General features: G+C 76.1%; 18 protein-coding genes. 9 read left to right on the forward strand and 9 right to left on the reverse strand.

What is annotated here, in order from left to right; all coding sequences use genetic code 11:
* Nucleotides 1-257: 257 nt before the first annotated feature.
* Entirely contained in the window at nucleotides 258-893 is a 636-nt protein-coding gene (locus tag BUE37_RS21415) for a hypothetical protein (RefSeq protein WP_073422496.1), read from the forward strand.
* A 100-nt stretch (nucleotides 894-993) separates the two neighbouring features.
* Entirely contained in the window at nucleotides 994-1,638 is a 645-nt protein-coding gene (locus BUE37_RS21420) for a GNAT family protein (protein WP_073422497.1), read from the forward strand.
* Between the two features lie 4 nt (nucleotides 1,639-1,642).
* On the opposite strand, the gene arfB is transcribed toward BUE37_RS21420, so the two are convergent.
* From arfB to BUE37_RS21435, 3 genes are all read right to left on the reverse strand, one after another.
* Nucleotides 1,643-2,083: an alternative ribosome rescue aminoacyl-tRNA hydrolase ArfB gene (arfB, locus tag BUE37_RS21425; protein WP_073422498.1), complete on the reverse strand. Its 441-nt coding sequence runs from the start codon at nucleotides 2,081-2,083 to the stop codon at nucleotides 1,643-1,645.
* Nucleotides 2,084-2,219: 136 nt separating this feature from the next.
* Entirely contained in the window at nucleotides 2,220-2,738 is a 519-nt protein-coding gene (locus BUE37_RS21430; protein ID WP_139253093.1) for a hypothetical protein, read from the reverse strand.
* A gap of 126 nt (nucleotides 2,739-2,864) precedes the next feature.
* Complete coding sequence (locus BUE37_RS21435; protein ID WP_073422500.1) at nucleotides 2,865-3,527, reverse strand: winged helix-turn-helix transcriptional regulator; 663 nt, start codon at nucleotides 3,525-3,527, stop codon at nucleotides 2,865-2,867.
* 81 nt (nucleotides 3,528-3,608) lie between these two features.
* Between BUE37_RS21435 and BUE37_RS21440 the strand changes: the two genes are divergently transcribed.
* Nucleotides 3,609-4,190, forward strand: a complete 582-nt coding sequence (locus BUE37_RS21440; protein WP_073422501.1) for a dihydrofolate reductase family protein — start codon at nucleotides 3,609-3,611, stop codon at nucleotides 4,188-4,190.
* A gap of 2 nt (nucleotides 4,191-4,192) precedes the next feature.
* On the opposite strand, the gene yidD is transcribed toward BUE37_RS21440, so the two are convergent.
* Nucleotides 4,193-4,672 (reverse strand): membrane protein insertion efficiency factor YidD, encoded by a 480-nt coding sequence (yidD, locus tag BUE37_RS24670; protein ID WP_245794847.1) that lies wholly within the window; start codon nucleotides 4,670-4,672, stop codon nucleotides 4,193-4,195.
* 52 nt (nucleotides 4,673-4,724) lie between these two features.
* Between yidD and mmuM the strand changes: the two genes are divergently transcribed.
* Complete coding sequence (mmuM, locus tag BUE37_RS21450) at nucleotides 4,725-5,756, forward strand: homocysteine S-methyltransferase (protein ID WP_083629004.1); 1,032 nt, start codon at nucleotides 4,725-4,727, stop codon at nucleotides 5,754-5,756.
* Here mmuM and BUE37_RS21455 read toward each other — a convergent pair.
* Complete coding sequence (locus tag BUE37_RS21455) at nucleotides 5,705-6,562, reverse strand: SDR family oxidoreductase (protein WP_245794849.1); 858 nt, start codon at nucleotides 6,560-6,562, stop codon at nucleotides 5,705-5,707. The two genes, mmuM and BUE37_RS21455, sit on opposite strands and share 52 nt — an antisense overlap.
* Nucleotides 6,563-6,971: 409 nt before the next feature.
* Here BUE37_RS21455 and BUE37_RS21460 point away from each other — a divergent pair, with 409 nt between their 5' ends.
* The 5 genes from BUE37_RS21460 to BUE37_RS21480 all read left to right on the forward strand — a co-directional run bounded on the left by BUE37_RS21460 (nucleotide 6,972) and on the right by BUE37_RS21480 (nucleotide 13,540).
* A complete protein-coding gene (locus tag BUE37_RS21460; protein WP_073422502.1) occupies nucleotides 6,972-9,536 on the forward strand; it encodes a DEAD/DEAH box helicase in 2,565 nt (854 codons plus the stop codon).
* A gap of 90 nt (nucleotides 9,537-9,626) precedes the next feature.
* A complete protein-coding gene (locus tag BUE37_RS21465; RefSeq protein WP_073422503.1) occupies nucleotides 9,627-11,126 on the forward strand; it encodes a GGDEF domain-containing protein in 1,500 nt (499 codons plus the stop codon).
* A gap of 66 nt (nucleotides 11,127-11,192) precedes the next feature.
* A complete protein-coding gene (locus BUE37_RS21470) occupies nucleotides 11,193-11,951 on the forward strand; it encodes a sulfite exporter TauE/SafE family protein (protein ID WP_245794851.1) in 759 nt (252 codons plus the stop codon).
* Entirely contained in the window at nucleotides 11,948-12,712 is a 765-nt protein-coding gene (locus BUE37_RS21475) for a sulfite exporter TauE/SafE family protein (RefSeq protein ID WP_073422505.1), read from the forward strand. The genes BUE37_RS21470 and BUE37_RS21475 overlap by 4 nt, the downstream gene beginning before the upstream one ends.
* A gap of 75 nt (nucleotides 12,713-12,787) precedes the next feature.
* Nucleotides 12,788-13,540: a hypothetical protein gene (locus tag BUE37_RS21480; RefSeq protein ID WP_083629005.1), complete on the forward strand. Its 753-nt coding sequence runs from the start codon at nucleotides 12,788-12,790 to the stop codon at nucleotides 13,538-13,540.
* Between the two features lie 106 nt (nucleotides 13,541-13,646).
* Here BUE37_RS21480 and BUE37_RS24090 read toward each other — a convergent pair whose 3' ends face one another.
* The 4 genes from BUE37_RS24090 to BUE37_RS21500 all read right to left on the reverse strand — a co-directional run bounded on the left by BUE37_RS24090 (nucleotide 13,647) and on the right by BUE37_RS21500 (nucleotide 17,906).
* Nucleotides 13,647-14,270, reverse strand: a complete 624-nt coding sequence (locus BUE37_RS24090) for a hypothetical protein (RefSeq protein WP_175562958.1) — start codon at nucleotides 14,268-14,270, stop codon at nucleotides 13,647-13,649.
* Between the two features lie 128 nt (nucleotides 14,271-14,398).
* Nucleotides 14,399-16,072, reverse strand: a complete 1,674-nt coding sequence (locus BUE37_RS21490) for an alpha-amylase family protein (protein ID WP_073422506.1) — start codon at nucleotides 16,070-16,072, stop codon at nucleotides 14,399-14,401.
* Nucleotides 16,073-16,153: 81 nt separating this feature from the next.
* Nucleotides 16,154-17,185 (reverse strand): TIGR03885 family FMN-dependent LLM class oxidoreductase, encoded by a 1,032-nt coding sequence (locus tag BUE37_RS21495; protein ID WP_073422507.1) that lies wholly within the window; start codon nucleotides 17,183-17,185, stop codon nucleotides 16,154-16,156.
* A 61-nt stretch (nucleotides 17,186-17,246) separates the two neighbouring features.
* Entirely contained in the window at nucleotides 17,247-17,906 is a 660-nt protein-coding gene (locus tag BUE37_RS21500; protein ID WP_073422508.1) for a hypothetical protein, read from the reverse strand.
* Between the last annotated feature and the right edge of the window lie 27 nt (nucleotides 17,907-17,933).

The raw sequence follows: 17,933 nt of genomic DNA on the forward strand, positions 1-17,933 counted from the left end.
TCGCCGGCACCGCCGGCACCGGCACCACGACCGGCACCACCGGCCGGGACGACCGCGGCTTCGTGCAGAAGGCCAAGGACGCCCTCGACCGCGACGACGACGGCAAGATCGGCCGCTGAGCCGAGACCCCGTCCCCGTCCCGGACCGGGGCGGGGACGGGGCCGCCGGGCCGCCACGCGGCACCGGACCCCCTCCCCCGCGACCGGCCGTCCCGCACGCCCCGGACGGCCGGTCGCGCCTGTTCCCAGGAAGGCACCATGAGCTCCTCGTACGGAAGCGACACCACCTCGGCGTCGGCCGGCGCGTCGTCCACCCGCGGCAAGGCCCGGGACGCCGTCGACGCCCAGCACGCCCGCTTCGGCGGCATCAAGTGGGGAGCGGCCTTCTTCGGCTGGCTGTCCGCCAACGGCCTGGCCGTGATCCTGCTGGCCCTGCTGTCCGCGGCCGGCGTCGCCTTCGGCCTGACGCAGGTCTCCAGCGTCGACCAGGCCGTCGACCAGGCCGCGGACCAGGCCACCGCGCAGGCCGACACCATCGGCATCGTCGGCGGCATCGCGCTGCTGGTGGTGCTGTTCCTCGCCTACCTCGCCGGTGGCTACGTCGCCGGGCGCATGGCCCGCTTCGACGGCGTCCGGCAGGGCGTCGCGGTGTGGGTGATCGGCCTGCTCGTCATCGCCGCCCTCGCGATCCTCGGTGCCGTGCTCGGCTCGGAGTACAACGTGCTCTCGCAGCTCAACCTGCCGAGCATCCCGATCAGCGGGGACACCCTCACCACGGCCGGGATCGTCGCCGGCGTCGCCGCGCTGCTGGTGACGCTGCTCGGCGCGGTCCTGGGCGGCAAGCTCGGGACGCGGTACCACCGCAAGGTCGACCGCGCCGGCTTCGACGTCTGAGCGACGTCCCGCACGACCTCCGACGGGGGCCGGTCCGCTGTGGACCGGCCCCCGTCGCCGTGTCCGGGCCCGTGCGCGCGGGCCGTGGTGTCATGGCGGCATGAGCGAGCCCGGGCCGACGGTCCACGTCGGCGTCCCCGTCATCCGGCCCGCCGAGCCGCGCGACATCCCCCGGATCGCCGCCACGGTGACGGTGTCGCTGGCCGAGTCGCGGTGGGTGCGCTGGGCGCTGCCCCTCGACGGGCGCACCCAGCGGCTGACCCGGCTGGCCGAGCTCGACGCGCACCGCGGCGTCACCACCGGCACCACCTGGGTGAGCGAGGACGTCGACGCCGTCGCCTCCTGGCAGGCGCCCGACGGCGCGGCCGACCCGCTGCCGGCCGACGTCGCCGCGGCGCTGGGCCGCGAGGTCCCGCGGCTGCACGCCGACCGGGCCGACGCCGTCGCCCGCACCGACGAGGTGCTCGCCGCGGCCCTCCCCCGCGAGCCGCACTGGCGGCTGCGGGTGCTCGTCACCCGGCCGCGCGCGCGGCGCCGCGGCCTCGGCGGCGCGGTGCTCGCGCCGGTGCTCGACCGCTGCGACCGCGACGGGGTCCCCGCCGCGCTGGTCGCTCCCGCCTGGGCGGTGGTGCGGTTCGCCCGCGGGCTGGGCTTCGAGGTCGTCGAGGCGACCCGCTCGGCCGACGGCCAGCTGCCGCTGTGGGTGGCGGTGCGCCCGCCCGGCGTGCCGATGCCGGAGCTGTAGCCGGTCAGTCCCACCCGCCGCGGCGGCGCTTGAGCTCGCCGCGGCGCTTCTTCTCGGCGATCCGCCGCTCCTGCGAGCCGCGGGTCGGCTTCGTGCGCCGGCGCGGCGGCGGAGGCGGGGCCAGTGCGGCGCGCAGGACCGCGGCCAGCCGCTCGCGGGCGGCCTGCCGGTTGCGCAGCTGCTGGCGGTGCTCGCTGGCGGCGATGGTGAGCACGCCGTCGGCGAGCCGGCCGGCCAGCCGCTGCCCGAGCCGGTCGCGCTGGGCGCCGGTCAGGCCGGGCAGCTCCAGCGGGGCGACCGACAGCTCGACCTGCGAGTCGGCGGTGTTGACGCCCTGCCCACCCGGGCCCGAGGAGCGGGAGAACCGCCACGACAGGGCCGACGCCGGCACGACGAGGGACCCGGTGACCGGGAGGTCGCCGGAGGTCTCGTCGCTGGCTGGCACCCGGACAGTCTCCCCGACACCCCCGCTCCCGCGATCACGGCGCCGCTCGAAGAAGCGCTTGCCGTGCAGGCCGTCGTCGCTACGCCGGCTTGTCCCCCACTACAGACAACGGTGAGCGCGGCCGACTCCTCAGCGATCACTCACACGCAGGAAGACCGTCCGGCCCCCAGTCGCACGAGCTGGCGCCGTCCGGCATCGGCATGTCGGGGACGGGCTCTACGTCGGCGGACTGCTCGGGCTCTGACTGACCGCACAACTGGTAATCGCACCCGGGACCGTAGTCCTCGTTGGCTGCGCGCTCGGCTTCGTTGATCGCAGCGTCCTGCTCAGGACTGCAGCCGTAACCGATGCAGTCCTCGTCGACCGAAGGGCCGCCATACGACTCAGCCTCCGCGGCTTGCGCAGCGGCCTGCGCCGCCTCCGCTGCCTGCTGCGCCTCCGCTGCCTGCTGCGCCTCTGCTGCCTGCTGAGCCTGCGCCGCCGCCTCAGCGGCTCTCCGCTCTTCGACGACGGCGCGCGCTGCGTCCTCGGACTCTCGCTCCAGACCGGACGGCCCACGGAAGACCGGCATCACGGCCGTTGCTGCGGCTGGCTCCTGAGTCTCGACCGAGCCAGCGGAACAAGCTGAGAGCAGGATGCCCGCGACTGCCGTCATGAGCACAAGTGACCGGCGCACCATCGATGTCCCCCCGTGGACGAATGGAGACCCGACGGTACCGCTTCCGCTCCCGCTGTCCGCACGATTGCTCCTCGTCGAGGCGCACCAGCGCACACGTGCGACTCACACCGGGAGCGGCGGGACGACGGCGCCCAGCAGCCGGCGCACCGCCGCCGCGTCACCGTCAAGCCGCAGGTCACCGGTCGCGAGCGCGTCGTCGAGGGACCGCCGGCCGAACGCCACCGGCCGCAGCACCGCGCCGGGCCCGGCGAGGACGGCGTCGGGCTCCCCGGCGGGACCGCGCGCGGCCGCGAGCCGGCCGCCGTCGACGATGAGCGTGACCCGGTCGGGCGCGGCGTCGTCCTCGATCCGCAGCTCCACCCGCGCCGACCACCCGGCCAGCCGCGCGGGGTCGGCCGTGGTGCGCAGCGCGAGCACGAACGCGTCGGGCGACAGCGCGCCGGTCGACGTCTGCTCCGTGCGCGAGCCCCAGCGGCCCAACGCCAGCAGGACGTCGTCGAGCTCGCGGCCGCGGGGCGTCAGCGCGTAGACCCGCCCGCCGCCCGGGGGGCCCGCCGTCGTGCGGGTGACGATCCCCGACGCCTCCAGGTCGCGCAGCCGCTGGCTGAGCACCGTGGGGCTGCTGCCGGGTAGGCCGCGGGCGAGCTCGCTGTAGCGCTTGGGGCCGAGCAGCAGCTCGCGGACGACGAGCAGCGCCCAGCGCTCCCCCACCGCGTCGAGGGCACGGGCGATGCCGCACGGGTCGTCGTAGCTGCGCTCGGGCACGGGCCGAGGCTACCTCTTGCGCTACGTATTGCGTAGCGGCTACTACTACTACTTCGGTAGCAGTCGGAGCGGAGGAGTGACATGGGCACCATCTCGATCGTCGAGAACGTCAGTCTGGACGGCGTCGCCCAGGCCCCCGGGTCGCCGGACGAGGACACCCGGGGCGGCTTCGCCCACGGCGGCTGGTTCGGCCCCTATCCCGACGCGGTGATGGGCGAGGTGATGGGCCGCGGGATGGCCGGCGAGGGCGCGATGCTCTTCGGCCGGCGCACCTTCGAGTCGATGCAGGCCGCGTGGGCCGGCACGACCGACAACCCGTTCGGCCCCGTGCTCGACGCGAAGCGGAAGTACGTCGTCACCCGGGACGCCGGCTATGCGCCCACCTGGGCGAACACGACCGTGCTCGCCGGCGACGCGGCGCGGACGGTGGCCGAGCTCAAGGCCGGCACCGACCTCGACCTCACCGTGCTCGGCAGCCCCGACCTGCTGGCCACGCTGCTGCCGGCGGGCCTGGTCGACGACGCGTGGCTCGCCGTCGCCCCGGTCGTGCTCGGCAGCGGCCGCACGCTCTTCCCCGCCGGCGCGCACCTGCGCTGGGAGCTGGTCGAGTCGGTGCCCACGACCACCGGGGTCGTGCTGAGCCACTACCGCCTCGCCCGCTGACCTCAGGCGGCCGCGGGCACCGGGTCCGCACCGCCGGCCGCGCCGGGGCGGCAGCGCACCAGCCGGCGCACGGTCAGCCAGGCACCGCGGCGGGCACCGTGGCGCTCCAGCGCCTCGACGGCGTAGGCCGAGCACGTGGGGCTGAACGAGCAGCACGGCGGGCGCCGGGGGCTAATCTCGCGCTGGTAGACGCGCACCGCGGCCACCAGCCGCTCGGCGACGCGCGAGCCCCGCGGGCCGGTGCCGGCGGCGGAGACGTGGCGGACCGTCGTCGGCACGAGGAACAGCCCGTCGACGCCGCAGCCGATCGCGTTGGCCAGGCAGCAGCCGGTGTTGAGGAACAGCAGGTCGCGCAGGCACGAGTCGTCCCGGCGGCGGCGGCCGTAGCCCGGCGGCGGGTAGCCGTACCCGTAGCCGGGCGGCGGGCCGTACCCGCGGCGGCGGCGCCGGGGGCGCCAGTTGCTGCTCCAGATGAAGACCATCCCCCGATCCTGCGGGCGCCCCCGTCCGGCCGCAGGGCGGGACGATGGGCCGGTGACCTCCCTCGCCGACGCGCTCGCCACCGGTCCCGTCGTCCTCGACGGCGGGCTGTCCACCGAGCTCGAGGCGCGCGGGCACGACGTGTCCTCGGCGCTGTGGTCGGCGCGGCTGCTGCGCGACGACCCGGGCGCGGTGGTCGCCGCGCACGCCGCCTTCGCCGCCGCCGGCGCGCAGATGGCGACGACGGCGAGCTACCAGGCGACGGTCGAGGGGTTCGCCGCCGCGGGCCTGGACCGGGAGGAGGCGCTGGCGCTGGTCGCCCGCTCGGTCGCGCTGGCCCGCGAGGGCGCGCCGGGCTCCTGGGTGGCCGGGTCGGTCGGGCCCTACGGCGCGGCGCTCGCCGACGGCTCGGAGTACACCGGCGCGTACGTCGGCGAGGTCGGCGTCGACCGGCTGCGGGCCTTCCACCGCCCGCGGATGGCGGCACTGGCCGAGGCCGGGGCCGACGTGCTGGCCTGCGAGACGCTGCCCGCAGCCGCCGAGGTCGAGGCGGTGCTCGCCGAGGCGACCGCGCTGCGCGTGCCCGTGTGGCTGTCGCTGACCACCGTCGTCGGCGCCGACGGCGTGGCCCGCACCCGCCGCGGGGAGCCGGCCGCGGACGTGTTCGCGCTGGCGCGCGGCGTGCCGGAGGTGGTCGCCGTCGGCGTCAACTGCACCGACCCGGCGGGCGTGGGCCCGGCGCTGGCGGCCGCGGCGTCGGCCGGGGTGCCGCTGGTGGCCTACCCGAACTCCGGGGAGGGCTGGGACGCGGCACAGCGGCGGTGGACCGGCACCGGCGGGATCGACCCGGACGACGCCGCCGCCTGGGTCGGCGCGGGTGCCCGGCTGGTCGGCGGCTGCTGCCGCGTCGGCCCGGCCGACGTCGCGGCGCTCGCCCGCATGATCAGGCGAGCTGATCGTGCGGCGTCCTGGCTCACCGCCGACGGTGAGCCAGGACGCGCGGACGTGAGCTCAGCTGATCGTCGCGCGACCCGTCAGAGGATCGGCTTGCCGCCGGTGACCGCGACGCGGGCGCCGGACACGTAGGACGCCTCGTCGCTGGCCAGCAGCACGTACACCGGCGCGAGCTCGGCCGGCTGCGCGGCGCGGCCCAGCGGCACCTGCTGGCCGAAGCTCTCCACCTTCTCCGGCGGCATGGTCGCGGGGATCAGCGGCGTCCAGACCGGCCCCGGCGCCACGCTGTTGGCCCGGATGCCCTTCTCCGCCAGCAGCTGGGCGAGGCTCGCGGTGAAGTTGGCGATGCCGGCCTTGGTCATGGCGTAGGGCGCGAGGGTCGGGCTCGGCATGTCGGAGTTCACCGACGACGAGTTGATGATCGACGCGCCCGCCTGCATGTGCGGGATCGCGTCGCGGCAGAGCACGAACATCGCCGTCAGGTTGGTGGCGAGGGTGTGGTCCCACTCGTCGTCGGAGACCTCGTCGAGCGACTCGTGGTTCATCTGGAACGCCGCGTTGTTCACCAGGACGTCGATCCGGCCGAACGCCTCGACGGCCTTCGGCACGATCGTCTTGACGTGCGCCTTGTCGGAGATGTCCCCGGGGACCAGGACGCACGTCCGGCCCGCCTCGCGCACGTACCGCGCGGTGTCCTCGGCGTCCTCGTGCTCGTCGAGGTAGCTGATGAGGACGTCGGCACCCTCGCGGGCGAAGGCGATGGCCACGGCGCGGCCGATGCCGCTGTCGCCGCCGGTGATGACGGCGGCCTTTCCGGTGAGCCGGCCCGACCCGCGGTAGCTCTCCTCGCCGTGGTCGGGCTTCGGGTCCATCTCGCCCAGCGTGCCGGGCGGGGTCTGCTGCTGCTCGGACTGGGACTCGGGACGGGGTGACGACACGGGGGCTCCTCGGTGCACGGGTGGACGGCGCGCGGTCGCGGGGGTCGTCTCCCCCCCGCACCGCGCCGTCGTCCGCCTACCCGGGCACCCGCCGGCGGAACCCGGCGGGACCGCTCAGGCGGTCTTGCGCAGGTCGTGCGCGGGCGCGGGCACGCCCAGCGCGGCGGCGTCCCACCGCATCTCCATGTGGCGACGGCCGTCCCGGCCGGTCACGGGCACCCAGTGGATCAGGGGTCGTTCCTCGACGCGCATCTCTACCTCACTTCGCGTTCACCTGTTGTTCACCTTGTCACCATACGTCGGCCATCCCACACCTCACCGAGAGGGGTCGTGGCCGTTTCGTTACCTGCGGGCGCTCGCGGGAGCCCCGCCGGGAAGTCCCGGGCCGTCCGGCACGCTGTCCCCCACGATGACCACCAGCACGACGGGGCCGGCGCCCCTCCCCCTGCTCGACGACCCCCGCGACCTCGGCGCGCTGCGGGCCCGCGGCGACGACCCCGACGAGCTGTTCACCTCGTTCGCCGCCTGGGCGGAGGACGGCGGCACGCCGCTGTACCCGCACCAGGAGGAGGCGCTGATCGAGCTGGTCAGCGGCGCGAACGTCGTCCTGGCGACGCCGACCGGCTCCGGCAAGTCCCTGGTCGCCACCGGCGCGCAGTACGCGGCGCTGGCCGCGGGGCGGCGCAGCTTCTACACGGCGCCCATCAAGGCGCTGGTCAGCGAGAAGTTCTTCGCGCTGTGCGGGGTGTTCGGCGCCGCCAACGTCGGGATGCTCACCGGCGACGCCGCGGTGAACCGGGACGCGCCGGTCATCGCCTGCACCGCCGAGGTGCTGGCCAACGTCGCGCTGCGCGAGGGTGCCGACGCCGACATCGGCCTCGTCGTCATGGACGAGTTCCACTTCTACGGCGACCCCGACCGCGGCTGGGCCTGGCAGGTGCCGCTGCTGGAGCTGCCGCGCGCCCAGTTCCTCCTGATGAGCGCCACGCTCGGCGACACCACCCGGCTCCGTGAGGACCTGGGCCGGCGGACCGGCCGGCCCACCGCGCTGGTGGCCACCGCCGAGCGACCGGTCCCGCTGCACCACTGGTACGCGACGACGCCGGCGCACGAGACGATCCAGGAGCTCCTGGACACCCGGCAGGCGCCGGTCTACGTCGTCCACTTCACCCAGGCGCAGGCCCTGGAGCGGGCCCAGGCGCTGATGAGCGTCAACGTCTGCTCCAAGGAGGAGAAGGCCGCGATCGCCGACGCGATCGGCGGGTTCCGGTTCACCTCCGCGTTCGGGCAGACGCTGTCGCGGCTGGTGCGCCACGGCATCGGCGTCCACCACGCCGGGATGCTGCCGAAGTACCGCCGGCTGGTGGAGACCCTCGCCCAGGCCGGGCTGCTCAAGGTCATCTGCGGCACCGACACCCTCGGCGTCGGCATCAACGTGCCCATCCGCACCGTGCTGTTCTCCGCGCTCAGCAAGTACGACGGCACCCGCACCCGCCTGCTCAACGCCCGCGAGTTCCACCAGATCGCCGGCCGCGCCGGGCGGGCCGGCTACGACACGGCGGGCACCGTCGTCGTGCAGGCGCCCGAGCACGAGGTGGAGAACCTGCGGCAGTTCGCCAAGGTCGCCGACGACCCGAAGAAGCGCCGCAAGCTCGTGCGGAAGAAGGCGCCCGAGGGCATGGTGCCCTGGTCGCAGGCGACGATGGACCGCCTCGTCGCCGCCGAGCCCGAGCCGCTGCAGAGCTCCTTCCGCGTCTCGACGTCGATGCTGCTCGACGTCGTCGACCGGCCCGGCGACCCGTTCGCCGCGATGCGCCGGCTGCTCACCGACAACCACGAGCCGCGCAAGCGGCAGCTGCGGCACATCCGGGAGGCCGTCGGCATCGCCCGCTCGCTGCTGCAGGCCGGCGTCCTGGAGCGGCTGCCCGAGCCGGAGGCCGACGGCCGCCGGTACCGGCTGACGGTCGACCTGCCGCCGGACTTCGCGCTCAACACCCCGCTGTCGACGTTCGCGCTCGCCGCCGTCGAGCTGCTGGACCCCGACGGCGACACCTTCGCCCTCGACGTCGTCAGCGTCCTGGAGGCCACGCTCGACGACCCGCGGCAGGTGCTCGCGGCGCAGGCCAACAAGGCCCGCGGCGAGGCGGTCGCGCAGATGAAGGCCGAGGGCATCGAGTACGAGGAGCGCATCGAGCTGCTCGAGGACGTCACGTACCCGAAGCCGCTCGAGGAGCTGCTCGAGCACGCCTTCGACGTCTACGTCCGCAGCAACCCGTGGGCCCGCGACGCGCACCCCTCGCCGAAGGCGGTCGTCCGCGAGATGTGGGAGCGGGCGCTCACGTTCAAGGAGTTCGTCTCCCTCTACGGGCTCACCCGCTCCGAGGGCGCGGTGCTGCGGTACCTGTCCGACGCGGTCAAGGCGCTGCGCTCGGGCGTCCCGGCGGCGGCGCGCACCGAGGAGGTCGTCGACGTCGTCGAGTGGCTCGGCGAGCTGGTGCGGCAGGTGGACTCCTCCCTGCTGGACGAGTGGGAGCAGCTCACCAGCCCCGACCAGCCGCTGGACGAGCCGGTCGCCGTGCCGGCCCGCGCCCGGCCGCTCACCGGCAACGAGCGCGCGTTCACCGCGATGGTGCGCAACGCGCTGTTCGCCCGCGTGCAGCTGTGGGCGCGGCGCCGCTGGTACGACCTCGGCGAGCTCGACGCCGGCTCCGGCTGGGACGCCGAGCGGTGGGGCGAGGTGGTCCGCGGCTACTTCGCCGAGCACGGCGAGCTGGGCACCGGCGCGGACGCCCGCGGGCCCGCGCTGCTCGTGTGGGACCGGTCGACGCCCGGGATCTGGCGGGTCCGGCAGGTCCTCGACGACCCGGCCGGCGACCACGACTGGGGCATCGACGCCGAGGTGGACCTGGCGGCCTCCGACGAGGCGGGCGAGCTGGTGCTGCGGGTGGTCGACGCCGGCCGCAAGGACGACTGACCCGTCCGGAGGAGATCCACGCGGCACGGGTCGAGCCGGAACCCGAACGGACCGATCTCCTGGGCAGGACCCCGTCCCCAGGAGACCGCCATGACCGCTGCGGAGCCGCCGCGCACCACCTCCGGTGCCCCCTGGTCCCGCCCCGACGCCCTCGTCGAACGCACCCGCTGGCTGTTCGGCCTGTGCGTCCTGGCGTCGCTGCTGCTGACGATCGGGGCGGCCGCACCGGCGCTCGCGCGGGGCGGCGCCCTCCCCCTGGCGGTCGCCTCGGCCGCGATCGCCGCCTCCGCCGTGGTGCGCTACCGGCGCGGCCGGGCGGTGGTGGCCTGCGACGTGGTGGACGTCGTCGCGCTGGCGGCGTTCACCGCCCCGCTGGGCGTCCCGGCCGCCGCCTTCGGCCTGGCCTTCCCCATGCTGTGGTCCCGCTCGGTCTACGGCGGCGGCCGCGGGGTGGCCCTGCACGCCACGGGCGTGGGCGCCGCGCTGCTCGCCGCCACCCTCGCCGGGCCGCACCTGTTCGGGACCGCCCCGGTGCACGCCGCCGCCGTCGCCGGCACCCTGCCGGTGATGGCGGTGACCGTCGCCGTCGCCCGCCACCTGGCGAGCCAGCTCTTCGGCCGCGAGCAGTCCCGGCGTCGGGACGGCGCGCTCGCCACGCTGGGCACGCAGCTGCTGGGGCTCACCGACCGGGACGCCGTCCTGCGCCGCGCGGGTGAGGCCTGGGCCGCCGTCTGCGCCGCCACCCCGGGCCTGCGCGTGGTCGTCCTCGCGGAGGCCGACGGGCTGCTCGTCCCGCTCGGGCACGCCGGACCGTTCCGGTCGGACCCGCCGCCGCTGCCCCGCTCGTCCTTCCCCGGCGACCTCGCCGTGTCCCCGGAGTACCCGGTGTCCCCCACGGCGGAGCTGACGGGGGCGGCCGGCGTGCGGGCCGCCTGGTCCTGCCTGCCGATGCCCGGCGTGCCGGGCACCGTGGTGCTGATGGGCGCGGCGCCGGCCGTGCCCTCCGAGGGCGTGGTCGCCGCCCGGTCGCTGCTCAACCAGGTGAGCCTGGCGCTGCGCGGGGCGGAGGCCCACGAGGAGGTCCGCACCCGCGCCCTCACCGACGCGCTCACCGGACTCGCCAACCGGGCGGCCTTCACCTCCGCGCTCGACGCGCAGCGGCCGTCCGGGGGCTGGGCCCTGTTCGTCGACCTCGACGACTTCAAGCGGGTCAACGACCGGCTGGGGCACGCGGCCGGCGACGAGCTGCTCACGGAGGTGGCCGCGCGCCTGTCGGCGGCCGTCCGCGAGGGTGACCTGTGCGCCCGCCTCGGCGGGGACGAGTTCGCGGTCCTCATGCCCGACGGGGACGAGGCCGACGCCCGGGCCCTGGGCCAGCGGCTGGTCGAGGCCGTGTCGCGCCCGGTCCTGCTCGGCGAGGACACCGCGTGGGTCGGCGCCAGCGTCGGCGCCGCCCGTCTGGAGCCCGGCGGCTCGCCGTCGGCCACCCTGCGCCGGGCCGACGCCGCCATGTACGCGGCCAAGGCGGCCGGCAAGAACCGGGTCGACGTCTCCTCCCCCGCCCACGACGAGGTGACCGTCCCCGCCTGACGGGGGTCCGCCCGGCCCGGGCGGCTGTGCCAGGCTTCCGCTGATGCGGTCGTGACGGGATGGGAGATGGCAGCGGTCGCCGTCGCCGGGCTCGCCGCGGGGGCGATCAACGCCGTCGTCGGCTCCGGGACGCTGGTCACCTTCCCGGTGCTGCTCGCCACCGGCCTGCCGCCGGTCACCGCCAGCGTGACCAACAGCCTGGGCCTGGTGCCCGGCAACGTCGGCGGCGCGGTCGGCTACCGGCGGGAGCTGTCCGGCCAGCGCGGGCTGCTGCTGCGGCTGCTGCCCGCGTCCGTGCTGGGCGCGCTCACCGGCGCCTTCCTGCTGCTGCACCTGCCGGCCGCGGCGTTCGAGGCGGTCGTGCCGGCGCTGGTCGGACTCGCGGTGGTGCTGGTGGCCGTGCAGCCGCTGCTCACCCGGCGGCTGGCCGCCCGCCGCGCCGGCGCCCCCGGGCCGCCGCGCGGGTGGCGCCTGGCCGGGCTCGTGGGCGCCGCCTACGCCACCGGCAGCTACGGCGGGTACTTCGCGGCCAGCCAGGGCGTGCTGCAGGTCGGGCTGTTCGGGCTGCTGCTCGCCGAGCCCCTGCAGCGGCTCAACGCGCTCAAGAACGTGCTCACCTCCGCGGTCAACGGGGTGGCGGCGCTGGCCTACGTGCTCGTCGCCGCCGACCGGGTGGACTGGCCCGCGGCCGGCCTGGTCGCGGCCGGCTCGCTGGCCGGCGGCCTGCTCGGCGCCCGCTACGGACGACGGCTGCCGTCGGCGGTGCTGCGGACGGCGATCGTCGTGCTCGGCGTCGTCGCGGTCCTGGTGCTGGTGACCCGGTGAGCGTCCTCGAGTGGCTGCTGCTCGTGGCCGCCGGCGTCGGCGCGGGCCTCACCGGCAGCATCGCCGGGCTCGCCTCGCTGGTCAGCTACCCCGCGCTGCTGGCCACCGGCCTGCCGCCGGTCACCGCCAACGTCACCAACACCGTGGCCCTGGTGCTCACCAGCGTCGGGTCGGTGAGCGCCTCGCGGCCCGAGCTCGCCGGGCAGGGCCGGCGGCTGGTGCCGCTGGTCGTCGCCGGCGCCCTCGGCGGCACCGCGGGCGCGCTGCTCCTGCTCGTCACCCCGGCCGAGGCGTTCGAGCGGCTGGTGCCCGTGCTCATCGGCGCGGCGGCGCTGGCCATCCTGCTGCAGCGGCCACCGGCCGAGCTGGCCGCCGAGGGGCGCCGGGCGCACGGGGCGCGGGACCCCTGGTGGCTGGTCGCGCTCACCGGGCTGATCGCCGTCTACGGCGGCTACTTCGGCGCGGCCGCGGGCGTGCTGCTGCTGGCCACCGTGCTGCTCGGCACCGGCGAGGCGCTGCCGCGCAGCAACGCGCTCAAGAACGTCGTCCTGGGGTCGGCCAACGCGGTGGCCGCCGTCGGCTTCATCGTGCTGGCCGACGTGGCCTGGAGCGCGGCCCTGCCCCTCGCGCTGGGCTGCCTGGTGGGCGGGCGGCTCGGCCCGCGGGTGGTTCGCCGGGCCCCGCAGGCGCTGCTGCGGCGGCTCATCGCGGTCGCCGGGCTGGCGCTGGCCGTGGTGCTCGCCGTCGACGCGTACCGCTGAGCGACCCCGGTGTGGTGCCGCCCGCGGCCGTGCACGAAGGTGGTCGCGCGATCGGAACGTGAGGAGACCGGATCGGTGACATCGGACGACGCGGCGGGGCGCTTCCTCGAGGCACTGCAGGACCCTCCGGGGGACGGCGAGGGCGGCCCCGAGATGGCCCCCTCCCGGCTGGCCCGGGCCTTCGCGCAGGCGGTCGGCGTCGACGGCGCCGCGCTGAGCATCCACGAGGGCGCGGGCCTGCGGACGCCGATCGGCGCCAGCGACCGCACCACCTCGCGCGCCGAGCAGCTGCAGTTCACCACCGGCGACGGGCCGTGCCTGCGCGCGCACGACACCGGGCGGGCGATCGTGTTCGACATCGAGGACATCAACCGCAACTGGCCCGAGCTGCACGACGCGCTGCTCGGCGAGACGCCCTTCCGGGCGGTGTTCTCGCTGCCGCTGGCGCCGCCGCTGGGCCCGACGATCGTGGTCGACCTCTACGCCCGCGAGCTGGACACGCTGACCGGCGTGCCGCGCGAGGAGGTCGAGGCCGCGGTGCTGGTGCTCACGGAGGAGATGGTGCGCTCCTCGGGCGGGGCACGGGCCGACGAGGGCGCCCGCTGGTGGGACTCCCCCGACGCCCGCCGCCGCAACCGGGTCTGGCAGGCGACCGGCGTCGCCTCCGTGGCCCTCGACCTCGACGTCGTCGACACCCTGACCGTGCTGCGGGCGCACGCGTTCGCCACCGGCCGCGTCGTCGACGACCTCGCCGGGGACATCGTCGACGGGCGGATGGACCCGGGCGAGCTGCGCGACCCCGACCACCACCAGGACTCCGGGGCCTGAGCCGGCGCGACCGCGCGCCGGCTCGCGTGGCGGCGGTCAGGTCGCGGCGGTCAGGTCGCGGCGGTCAGGTCGCGGCGGTCAGGTCGCGGCGGTCAGGTCGCGGCGGTCAGGTCGCGGCGTAGGCCGAGAGGAACAGCACGAAGGCCGACGTGCCCAGCAGCAGCCGGGCGGGCGTGAGCCCGTTGACCAGGCCCGCGGTGGCCTCCACCCACTGCGGGCGGACGCCGGCGTCGCTGGTGCCGCGGCGTACCACCCGCACCTCGTCGGCCAGCAGCACCCCGGCGGCGCCGAGCAGGGTGAGCCCGACGACCAGCAGGGTGAGCGAGAGGCCCTCCGCGTAGCCGTCGGCCCGCCCGGCGAGCAGCAGGACGGCGACCACCCCGGCCACGAGGCCGAGCGCCCCGCCCGCCACCGGCGCCCACGGGCCCATCCGCACGCGCGGGACCGTGCGCCGGCGCGGACCGACCGACGGGCCGGCCGGCGGCGCTGGCGGGCGCCCCGGCAGCGGCCCGGTGGCCTGGTGCCCGGGCGGCAGCTGCTCGGGCACGACCGCCGGGGCGGCGGACGCGGCGGATGCGCCGGGCGCCGGGCCCGCACCGGCGGCGGTGGCGCCGGGCGCGGTCAGCGGGGCGGTGACCGGCGCGCCGGCACCCGGCGGGGCGGCGGACGGGACGGGCGGCTGCTGGCCGGGGGCCTGCGGGACGGGCTGCGGAGCGGCGGGATCGGTCATCGTCCGAGCACGCTAGGCGGGCCGTCCGACAGCACCGGGCAGGCTCCCGGGCGCGCCGGGACCGCCGCCGGGCGCCGGACCAGCGCCCGGCGCGCGGGCACCGCCCGTCGAGCGCCGGTGACCGGCGGTCACAGCAGCCGGCGGCTGCCCTCGGCGACGACCCGCAGCCAGCGGTACCCGTAGCCGTCGAGCGTCAGCTCCACCGCGCCGTCGGCCCCGATCGGCGTGGACTGGGTGACCAGCAGGTCCTCCAGCCGGTGCGAGGCGTCGCAGCCGTCGAGGGTGAGCGGCACGGTGCGCGGCTCGGGGCCGAGGTTGTGCACGGCCAGCAGCGTCCCGTCGTCCCACTCGCACACGTGCGCCAGCACCGACGCGTGCGGCTGCTCGAGCACCCGGAAGCTGCCCCAGCCGAGCTCCGGCGACTCCCGGTAGCGGCGGATGAGCAGCTTCATGAACGACAGCAGCGAGTCCTCGTCGCGGCGCTGGTCGCCGACGTTGACGAACTCCGGCGCGAAGCCGCCCTCGACCACCGGCCCGGGCAGCCGGTCGGCGTCGGCGGTGGAGAAGCCCCCGTTCGTGCCCGCCGTCCACTGCATCGGCGTGCGTACGGCGAGGCGACCCTCGGCGGAGAGGTCCTCCCCCATGCCGATCTCCTCGCCGTAGAAGAGCACCGGCGTGCCGGGCAGCGAGAACAGCAGGCTGTAGACCATGCGGACCCGCCGCGGGTCGCCGTCGAGCATCGGTGGGAGGCGGCGGCGCAGGCCGCGGCCGTAGACCTGCATCCGCTCCTCGGGCCCGAAGGCGGCGAAGACCTCCTCGCGCTCGTCCTCGGAGAGCTTGTCGAGGGTGAGCTCGTCGTGGTTGCGCACGAACGTGGCCCACTGGCTGTCGGGGTCGACGAACGGGCGCTCCACCAGCGCCTTCACCAGCGGGCCGGCGTCGGCCCGGGCCAGCGACAGGTACATCGCCTGCATGCCGACGAAGTCGAAGAGCATCGTCAGCTCGTCGCCGTCGTCACCGCCGAAGAAGTCCCGCTGCTGCTCGTGCGGCAGGTTCACCTCGCCGAGCAGCACGCCGCTGCCGGTGCGCCGGCCGAGGAAGGAGCGCAGCGACCGCAGGTACTCGTGCGGGTCGGGGAACCGGTCGGCGTCGGCGCCGCCCTCGGTCTCCAGGAAGAAGGGGACGGCGTCGACGCGGAAGCCCGACAGGCCCAGCTGCAGCCAGAAGCCCATGATCTTGGCGACCTCGTCGCGGACCCGCGGGTTGGTGACGTCGAGGTCGGGCTGCTCCTTGTAGAAGCGGTGCAGGTACCACTCCCCCGTCGGCTCGTTGAACGTCCAGACGGAGTCCTCCTGGTCGGGGAAGAGGACCTGGTCGGAGGTGTCCGGCGGCTCGTCGTCGCGCCAGACGTAGAAGTCGTGGAACGGGTCGTCCTTGCTGCGCCGGCCCTGCTGGAACCACGGGTGCTCGATCGAGGTGTGGTTGACGACGAGGTCGGCGATCACCCGGATGCCGCGGTCGTTGGCGGTGCGGATGACCTCGACCAGGTCGCCGTGGCTGCCCAGCCGGGGGTCGACGCCGTAGAAGTCGGTGATGTCGTAGCCGTCGTCGCGCTCGGCCGTCGGGTAGAAGGGCATGAGCCACAGGCAGGTGACGCCGAGGTCGGCGAGGTGGTCGATGCGCTGGGCGAGGCCCGCGAAGTCGCCGATGCCGTCGTCGTTCCAGTCCAGGTAGGTCTCGACGTCGAGGCAGTAGACGACGGCCGTCTTCCACCAGAGATCCGCGGTGTCGGTGATCTTCACGCGGCCGAGCCTGTCGACCCCGGGCGCGCGGGGCAACCGGACGACGCCGGTCCGCTCGGCCGGCGCCGATCCGGCGGGCGGCTACTTCAGGACGGCGGGCTGCGGCTCCTGCTGCGGCCGCAGCGGGCGCACCGACACCGCGGGCGCCGGGCGGGTGACGTCGAGCTGCGGCAGCACCTTCTCGCCGAACGCGTCGAGGAACGCCGTCTGCTCCTTGCCGACGTGGTGGATGTAGACCTGGTCGAAGCCGAGGTCGACGTACTCGTTGAGCCACGCGGCGTGCTGGCCGAGGTCGGAGGACACCCGGACCGCCTTGGTCACGTCCTCCGGGCGGACGTACTCGCTGGCCTGGTCGAACGCCGTCGTCGTGTCGAGGTCCCAGCACAGCGGCGGCGGGAACACGTTGCTGCGCCACTGGTCGTGGGCGATCTCCAGCGCGCGGTCCTCGTCGGGGTCCCAGGAGACGTGCACCTGGATCGTCAGCGACCCCTGCCCGCCGGCGTCGCGGTAGGAGGCGATCACGTCGCGCAGGACGTCGTGCGGCTGGTTGATGGTGACCAGGCCGTCGGCCCAGTCGGCGTGCCGGCCGGCGGTGCGGGCGGTGACGGCGGGGGCGATGAGCGCCGGCTGCTGCTCGGGCAGCGTCCAGATCCGGGCGCGGTCGACGACGACGAGCCCGTCGTGGCTGACCTCCTCGCCGGCCAGCAGCGCGCGGATGACGTCGATGCACTCGCGCAGCCGGGCGTCGCGGAGCGACTTGTCCGGCCAGACGTGCCCGGTGACGTGCTCGTTCATGGCCTCGCCGGAGCCCAGTGCCACCCAGAACCGGCCGGGGAACATGGCGCCGAGGGTGGCGATCGCCTGGGCGACGATCACCGGGTGGTAGCGCTGGCCGGGCGCGTTCACCGCGCCGAAGGGCAGCCCGGTGGTGGCCAGGGCCGCGCCCAGCCACGACCACGCGAACCCCGACTCCCCCTGCCGCGGGTTCCACGGGGTCAGGTGGTCGGAGCACATGGCGGCGGTGAAGCCGACCTGCTCGGCGTGCTGCGAGGCGGCGAGCAGGTCCGCGGGGTGGACCTGCTCGTGGGAGTTGTGGAAGCCGATCACGGTCACCGCTCGTGCCTACCGGAGTCGGCGGCCCCCGGCCACGGGACCGGTCCGTGCCGCAACCCGGTCAGCCGAGCAGGTCCGCGACGCGCGCCGGGGCGGTGGCGACGTCGAGGTGGGCGCCGCGCCCGTCGCCGGCGACCGGCCAGCCGCAGTCCCGGGCCGCCGCCGCGTCGCCGTCGTAGGACGCCGACAGGTGCACGTACCGGGCCGCGGCGGTCACCGGCGGGACCTCGACCGGCGTCGACCACAGGTCGGCCGGCAGCCGGTGTCCCTCGGCGAGGACGGCGGCCCGCACGCCGGCGTCGGGCAGCAGCTCGCCCATCGCGTCGGGCCCCCACCAGGTCGTCCAGTCGGCCACCCGGCCGTCGTCGCCGGTGAGCGGGCCGACCAGCGCGCGGACGTCGGCCGGCCACCCCGCCGTCCCGGACGCGGGCGGGAGGACGGCGTCCAGCCACACCGCGCCGCCCGCCCCGGCCGCGGCGGCCACCGCGGGCAACACGATGCCCGCCCCGGAGAAGGCGACGGCGACGTCGGCGCGCGGGACGGCGGCGGCCCAGCGCCGGTCCCAGCCCGCGGCCGAGGGCGCGGACGACGCCGGGTCCTGCACCAGCCCCCGCAGGTCGGGCACGGCGACGGCCGCCCCGCGGGCGCGCAGCTCGTCGGCCAGCGGGCCGAGGACGGCGGGCCCGAGCAGGGGCGGGTGCACCAGCAGCCAGGTCGGCACGGCGCGAGTCTGCCCCCGCTCAGGGGA

Source organism: Geodermatophilus nigrescens, assembly GCF_900129495.1.
In the GTDB taxonomy this organism is placed as follows: domain Bacteria; phylum Actinomycetota; class Actinomycetes; order Mycobacteriales; family Geodermatophilaceae; genus Geodermatophilus; species Geodermatophilus nigrescens.